Source organism: Prosthecobacter debontii, from assembly GCF_900167535.1.
In the GTDB taxonomy this organism is placed as follows: Bacteria; Verrucomicrobiota; Verrucomicrobiia; order Verrucomicrobiales; family Verrucomicrobiaceae; genus Prosthecobacter; species Prosthecobacter debontii.
The window spans coordinates 555,339-561,338 of the sequence record NZ_FUYE01000002.1 but is presented as its reverse complement, the minus strand read 5'-3'; the positions used below and the strand labels follow the sequence as shown (position 1 = coordinate 561,338).

The 6,000-nt window shown below is 57.3% G+C and carries 7 protein-coding genes and 1 other RNA gene; 4 read left to right on the top strand and 4 right to left on the bottom strand.

What is annotated here, in order from left to right:
* On the top strand, window positions 1-331 hold a 331-nt coding region (locus B5D61_RS27185; RefSeq protein ID WP_139373065.1), incomplete at its 5' end, for a transposase.
* A gap of 114 nt (window positions 332-445) precedes the next feature.
* Here the strand turns inward: B5D61_RS27185 and xylA are convergent.
* The 3 genes from xylA to ssrS form a co-directional block, all read right to left on the bottom strand.
* Entirely contained in the window at window positions 446-1,762 is a 1,317-nt protein-coding gene (xylA, locus tag B5D61_RS04780; RefSeq protein ID WP_078812151.1) for a xylose isomerase, read from the bottom strand.
* 116 nt (window positions 1,763-1,878) lie between these two features.
* On the bottom strand, window positions 1,879-2,580 hold the full coding sequence (locus B5D61_RS04775) for an AraC family transcriptional regulator (RefSeq protein ID WP_281251747.1): 702 nt from the start codon (window positions 2,578-2,580) through the stop codon (window positions 1,879-1,881).
* Window positions 2,581-2,768: 188 nt separating this feature from the next.
* Window positions 2,769-2,954: non-coding RNA, 6S RNA (gene ssrS / locus B5D61_RS27180), on the bottom strand.
* Window positions 2,955-3,115: 161 nt separating this feature from the next.
* On the opposite strand from ssrS, the gene B5D61_RS04770 reads away from it, so the two are divergent.
* Window positions 3,116-3,511 (top strand): hypothetical protein, encoded by a 396-nt coding sequence (locus B5D61_RS04770; RefSeq protein ID WP_217698912.1) that lies wholly within the window; start codon window positions 3,116-3,118, stop codon window positions 3,509-3,511.
* Complete coding sequence (locus B5D61_RS04765; RefSeq protein WP_078812149.1) at window positions 3,508-3,879, top strand: CoA-binding protein; 372 nt, start codon at window positions 3,508-3,510, stop codon at window positions 3,877-3,879. Before B5D61_RS04770 ends, B5D61_RS04765 begins: the two co-directional genes overlap by 4 nt.
* A gap of 7 nt (window positions 3,880-3,886) precedes the next feature.
* Here the strand turns inward: B5D61_RS04765 and B5D61_RS04760 are convergent, their stop codons facing one another.
* Window positions 3,887-4,684 carry an alpha/beta hydrolase gene (locus B5D61_RS04760; RefSeq protein ID WP_078812148.1) on the bottom strand — a complete coding sequence of 266 codons (798 nt, stop codon included), beginning with the start codon at window positions 4,682-4,684 and terminating at the stop codon, window positions 3,887-3,889.
* 115 nt (window positions 4,685-4,799) lie between these two features.
* Here B5D61_RS04760 and B5D61_RS04755 point away from each other — a divergent pair, with 115 nt between their 5' ends.
* A complete protein-coding gene (locus B5D61_RS04755; protein WP_078812180.1) occupies window positions 4,800-5,999 on the top strand; it encodes a sialidase family protein in 1,200 nt (399 codons plus the stop codon).
* Window position 6,000: the final 1 nt, after the last annotated feature.

Genomic DNA, 6,000 nt, shown 5'->3' with positions numbered 1-6,000 from the left:
CACGGCAGCTTTTGTCACTTACATTGAGCAGGTGCTCTGCCCGACGTTGAGATCGGGAGATATCGTGGTCATGGACAATCTGTCGGTGCATAAGAGTCCAGAAGTCCAGAGGCTTGTCGAGGCGGTGGGAGCCGAGGTGCGCTTCCTTCCAGCTTACTCGCCGGACCTCAACCCGATTGAGAAGATGTGGAGCAAGATCAAGAACTCGCTGCGCAGCCTGGAGGCCCGGACACCGGCGGCATTGGATGCAGCCATCAGCGTAGCGTTCTCAAAGGTCACCGCCAAAGACGCCATGGGTTGGTTCGCTTCTTGCGGTTATAGTATTATTTAATATGCTCTAAAGGTGTTGATGGATGTTTTGTTAGGCTGGGCGCCGGGAAAGCGAAACGGCTGTAATCACCGCCGCAGGTGATGCACAGCCGTTAAGAGATCAAGGCGACTTCAATCAGATGAAGTCGTTGATCAGATTCTCGATCATCTCCTGGCGTCCGCTCTTGGTGGTCGGTTCTCCGTTGGCGAGGGAGTAGGCCTCCAGTTCTTCCAGGGTGACATTGCCAGACTCGATCTTCGCGCCGATGCCGCTGTCATAGCTGGAGTAGCGGGTTTTGACGAAGTCATCCAAGCGACCGTCTTCGATGATCGCGTGAGCAATCTTGAGACCACGAGCGAAGGCGTCCATGCCGCCGATGTGGGCGTGGAAAAGGTCTTCGGGTTCGAAGGATTCACGACGGGTCTTGGCATCGAAGTTAAGACCACCGGTGGTGAAGCCTCCTGCACGCAGAAGCTCGATCATGATCTGCGTGGTGAGGTAGATATCGGTCGGGAACTGATCGGTGTCCCAGCCGATGAGCTCATCGCCGGTGTTCGCATCAATGGAGCCCAGAGCACCTGCCTCACGAGCCACACGCATTTCATGCATCATGGTATGCCCAGCCAGGGTGGCGTGGTTGGTTTCCAGATTCAGAGATAGCTCGCCTAACAAATTGTATTCGCGGAGGAAGTTCAAGCAGGCTGCCGCATCGCTATCATACTGGTGCGTGGAGGGTTCGCGTGGCTTGGGTTCGATGTAGAAGGCACCTTTGAAACCGATCTTCTTTTTGTAATCCACCGCGAGATGCAGCAGGCGGGCCAGATGATCCAGCTCACGCTTCATGTCGGTGTTCCAGAGCGTGGCGTAACCTTCTCGGCCGCCCCAGAAGACATAGCCTTCACCACCGAGGCGATGGGTGATATCGATGGCCTTTTTCACCTGGGCGGCTCCATAGGCAAAGACATCGGCATAAGGGGAAGTGCCCGCACCTTGATTGTAGCGAGAGTGGGAGAACAGACAGGCGGTGCCCCACAGCAGTTTCAGTCCCGTTTGTTTCTGAGCCTTTTCCAGTTCATCCGCCACGGCATCCAGAGCCGCGTTGGACTTGGCCAGATCCCCCAGTTCAGGAGCGACATCCCGGTCATGAAAGCAGTAGTAGTCGATACCGACCTTCTGCATGAACTCGAACATGGCCCACACACGCTTCTGAGCATTAGCCACGGAGTCGCTGCCATCATCCCAGGGGCGCTGAGCGGTCGGACCGCCAAAGGGATCTGCCAACCCGTTGCGCATGGTGTGCCAATAGGCGCAGGCAAAACGCAGATGATCCTTCATGGACTTACCCCCCACGAGTTCCTCCGCATTGTAGTGCTTGAAGGAAAGGGGATTCCGGGACTTCGCGCCCTCGAATTGGATTTTGGGGATGCTTGGGAAAAATTCGCCGTGGTTCATGGGGCGCGATGCTGAAACGTGGCTCGAAGAGCACAAGCTTAATCCTGTTATCGGGGTGACTTCTTGGCCGAAATCACATAATGACTGGCTTGAGAAGCCGAAACCACCCGTTGGTCTCAATCATCCGAAGCGTCGGAAGCTCGCTGGCGGTGATCCCGGCGGTAGCGGGCGGGGGTGGTGCCCATGTGTTGCCGGAAATGAAGGGTCATGGCGCTTTGATCACAGAAGCCGGAGTGTTGGGCGATTTCAGTCAGGTCGAGATCGCTGCGGCGCAGTTCTTGGCAGGCCGCTTGGATGCGGGTCTTGATCAGGAAGGTGCGGGGACTGCTTTGAAAGACCTGTTGGAAGAGGCGATTGAATTGCCGGACCGAAAGACCTGCGAGCTTGGCTAAATCTGTGACCGCAATGGTTTCGCGGAAATGCTCACGGATATGATTCACCGCTCGGTCGAGCTGGAAATACGGGGTTTTGACCGCGCTGGCCGCCGCATAGGTTTCGATGATGCCCATGATACCGATGACAGCCCCCGATACGGAACGAATGGGCAGCTTGTGCGTGAAAAACCAATCAGGCAGACCTTGTTGATTGAAGAACGGCTCGACGATTTTGCGTTTGGGCTCACCGCTGGAGAGGATGTCCTCATCATCGGCGCGATAGTTCCGGGCGAGCTGTTCGGGAAAGAGATCGAAGTCGGTTTTACCAATCAATTCCGCTTCGGATTGGAACCCGAAGCGCCGCCAGAAACGACGATTGGCGGCAATGAATTGGAAGTCTTGGTTCTTCGCAAAAAAAGACACGCCAGGCAGTTCGTCGAACAGTTGTCCAAAGTGACAGCCGCTCGCTACGTGAGCTAGAAAAGATGCTTGGAGTTGGATGCTGTCTGATGACACCGGAGGGCTTGTTTAGCATCAAGGTAAAGCGCCTCGCGAGAGATTCTTACCTGTCGTGTTTTAAATTCCCTCAGACATCCCAAAAAGAAAGCGCCCTGGACAAAAGCCAGGGCGCTTTGGGTCCCACATGTGCCGTCCGGTCTGAGGACCTCGTATCCCAAAGGCGACGAGGTGGGTGCCCATGAACAAGGGTGCTGTCTTCCAGTGAAGGCATGACATGACGATCCCAGGTCACGTGACTCCCGATGTCATAAAAACGGGCCGGGTCACTAACAGCTCGATAACGAACACGGCAGGAAAGGGTAGGAGCAGGCAAGGCAGGCCCTGCTCCTGGAAAAGCGATGTCAAAGAACAGTGAAAGCCAAGCAGGCTTTCCATATTTAACAGCCCAAGCATAGACAAGGCCAGGTTCGCATTCAAGACCGTTATCGGCCCCCAGGGATTCGACGATGTTGCAAGATACGTGATTTCCGCTGAAGCTTCTCCCAATCACCTGAATCCGATGTTTGAGTCCAAGCGATCACGTCTGGCCCCATTTTCCGTCTTTGCCTGGCGGATGTTTAAGTTCACGGGGGTGGCACTGGCGCTGGCCGGGGTGGCTTTGCTCATCGGGGTGCTGGGTTATCATTACATCGCTGAGATGAACTGGGTGGATAGCCTTCTGAATGCTTCCATGATCCTCGGAGGCATGGGGCCGATGGGGGAGCTGAAAAGTGATGCCGCCAAGCTCTTTGCCAGTGCGTATGCACTTTTCAGCGGGCTGGTGTTCATTTCCGTCATGGGAATCGTGCTGGCTCCTGCTGCCCATCGGACACTGCACCTTTTTCACCTCGAAGACGACGAATTGAACCGCTCATGAATTCTTCCAAACGTGTGCTCATTGTCGGTGCCAGTGATAAACCCGATCGATATGCCCACAAGGCCCTGGTGGCCCTCCGGCATCATGGCCACGGTGTCGTCCTGGTGCATCCCCGGTTGAAAGAGATCGATGGCTTGCCTGTGCATGCCGATATCAGCGATGTGACCGAGCCCGTGGACACGGTGACGATGTATGTCAGCCCAGCGATTTCCTCGGGCTTGGCGGAGAAATTCATCGCGTTGAAACCTCAGCGGGTGATTTTTAATCCCGGCTCCGAAAACCCTGAGCTGGAGAGCCAGCTTGCCGCAGCGGGGATTCACCCAGAAGAGGCGTGTACTCTGGTTCTGTTGGCCACGGGCCAGTTCTGAGGCTTGTTTACCACAGGGTCTTGGCAAAGAAGCGCAGCGTGTCGGCGAGATGTTCGTGCCAGTAGTCCCAGGTGTGCCCACCCGGAAACTCCTGATACACGTGCGGGATGCCCGCATGCTGCAGCTGATGATGAAGCAGACGGCTGTGCTCCAGCAGCACGTCTTCATTTCCGCAATCGAAGCGCACCGGAGGTAAACAATGGGCGTTTTTTCGCAGGCATTCGAAGGCGGACATCGGTTCGTCTTCCGTCAGATGAAATTGTTCCAACGGCTCCTCCACGAAATGCATCATCTGCGCGACATCCGTGCACGGGCTGTGGGCACTGATGGCGTTGAACTTGTCTGCATGCAGAGCCCCTAGCCGTAGCGCTCCATAGCCGCCCATGGAGAGGCCAGCGAGAAAGCGCGGTCCTCGGGCAATGCGTGGGTCCACCAGGGTGGCTGCGGCGGGCACCTCCTGCACGATCCAGTGGTGATAATCGGCTTCCGCATGGCGGGCATAGGCACTGCCATCCCCCCACAGACCATCGGAGGGCATGGCCAGCATCATTGGGGGCAGGTTTTCCTCCGTGATCAATCGGTTTAGCACCTCATGAGCCCCGCCCTTGAACATCCAGGCCCAGTGACTGCCAAACACGCCGTGCAAGAGGGTCACCAGCGGGAGGGGGCCATGATCGGGTGCGGTGGGCGGCACATACAGTGTGAGGTCTGCTCGGCGCTTCAGGGCGGCGGATTTCACCGTGACGAAGGAAACGCCTGGGGGGGCAAACTTGGGTAGAGAGACCTCAATGGTGCGGAAGGGCATGATGGCGGCCACTCAACACGACGAAACTGTGCCGACAATCTCGAACTCTGCGGCTGACCGCAAAACCCCTCCCTGCGGCTCCGTAGTCTTGGCACCAACCCAACCCACCACAACCATGATGAGTCCCACCACCTCTTTCAGCCGTCGTCGTTTTCTCTCCCAATCGCTTCAAGCGGGCGCTGTGGTGTCGGCGCCTTGGATAGCGCAGGCGGCGGCACCCACGATCCAGGTGCTGGAGACCAAGGTCATCTCCCGTCAGCCGGAGTTTTATCATGGTTGGCCGACCGTGGCGCGTCGGGCCAATGGCGAACTCTGGGTCGTGTGGTCCGGGGGGCGTGAGGAGCACGTGTGCCCCTTCGGTCAGGTCGTCTCCATGTGCTCGCGAGATGATGGGGCCACCTGGACACGTGCCCGCGTGCTGCATGACAGTCCCATGGATGACCGGGATTCCGGAGTGCTGGAGACCGCTAAAGGCACCCTGCTCGCCACCACTTTTACCTCGTTGGCTTATGAGTCCTATCTGGAAAAGCAGAGCAAGTTTGAAGCGCTCACCTCCAAAGGTTGGACCATCCAAAAGATGCCTGCCGAAGAGTATGCGATGTGGAAGGCCACACAAGATTTCCTCACACCCCAGCAGCGCAAGGCGGCCCTGGGTGAATGGGTGCTGCGTTCTACCGATGGCGGCGTCACTTGGTCAGCTCCGATCCCGACGGTGGTCAATAGCCCGCACGGCCCCTTCCAGCTCAAAGACGGTCGCTTGCTCTATGCGGGTAAGCAACTCTGGACCGAGGAAAAGAAGATCGGCGTCGCAGAATCCAAGGACGATGGCCAGACCTGGCAATGGCTGGGGGAAATCCCCACTCGTCAGGGAGACAAAGTGCCTGCTGGTTATCATGAACTCCACGGCGTGGAAGCGGCCGATGGCACGATCATCGTCCAGATCCGCAATCACAACGACGCCAACAAAGGCGAGACCCTGCAAACCGAGTCCAAAGATGGCGGTAAGACGTGGAGCGAACCCCACAGCACTGGCGTCTATGGTCTGCCCTCCCATCTCCTGAAACTCCGCGATGGCCGTCTTCTCATGACCTACGGGCACCGCCGGAAGCCATTTGGCAACCAAGCCCGCCTCAGCACCGACGATGGCCAGACCTGGGGCGAAGCCATGATCATCTCAGGCGATGGCATCGGAGGGGATCTGGGCTATCCAAGCACAGTGGAACTGGCGGATGGCACCCTGCTCAGCGTTTGGTATGAGACCATGAAGGAACCCAAAAAAGCTGTGCTACGCATGGCCAAGTGGAAGCTCGGCTGAG

Coding starts and splice junctions, on each gene's coding strand:
- xylA (WP_078812151.1), bottom strand. CDS start 1,762: ATGAACCACGGCGAATTTTTCCCAAGCATCCCCAAAATCCAATTCGAG.
- B5D61_RS04765 (WP_078812149.1), top strand. CDS start 3,508: ATGAATTCTTCCAAACGTGTGCTCATTGTCGGTGCCAGTGATAAACCC.
- B5D61_RS04760 (WP_078812148.1), bottom strand. CDS start 4,684: ATGCCCTTCCGCACCATTGAGGTCTCTCTACCCAAGTTTGCCCCCCCA.
- B5D61_RS04755 (WP_078812180.1), top strand. CDS start 4,800: ATGATGAGTCCCACCACCTCTTTCAGCCGTCGTCGTTTTCTCTCCCAA.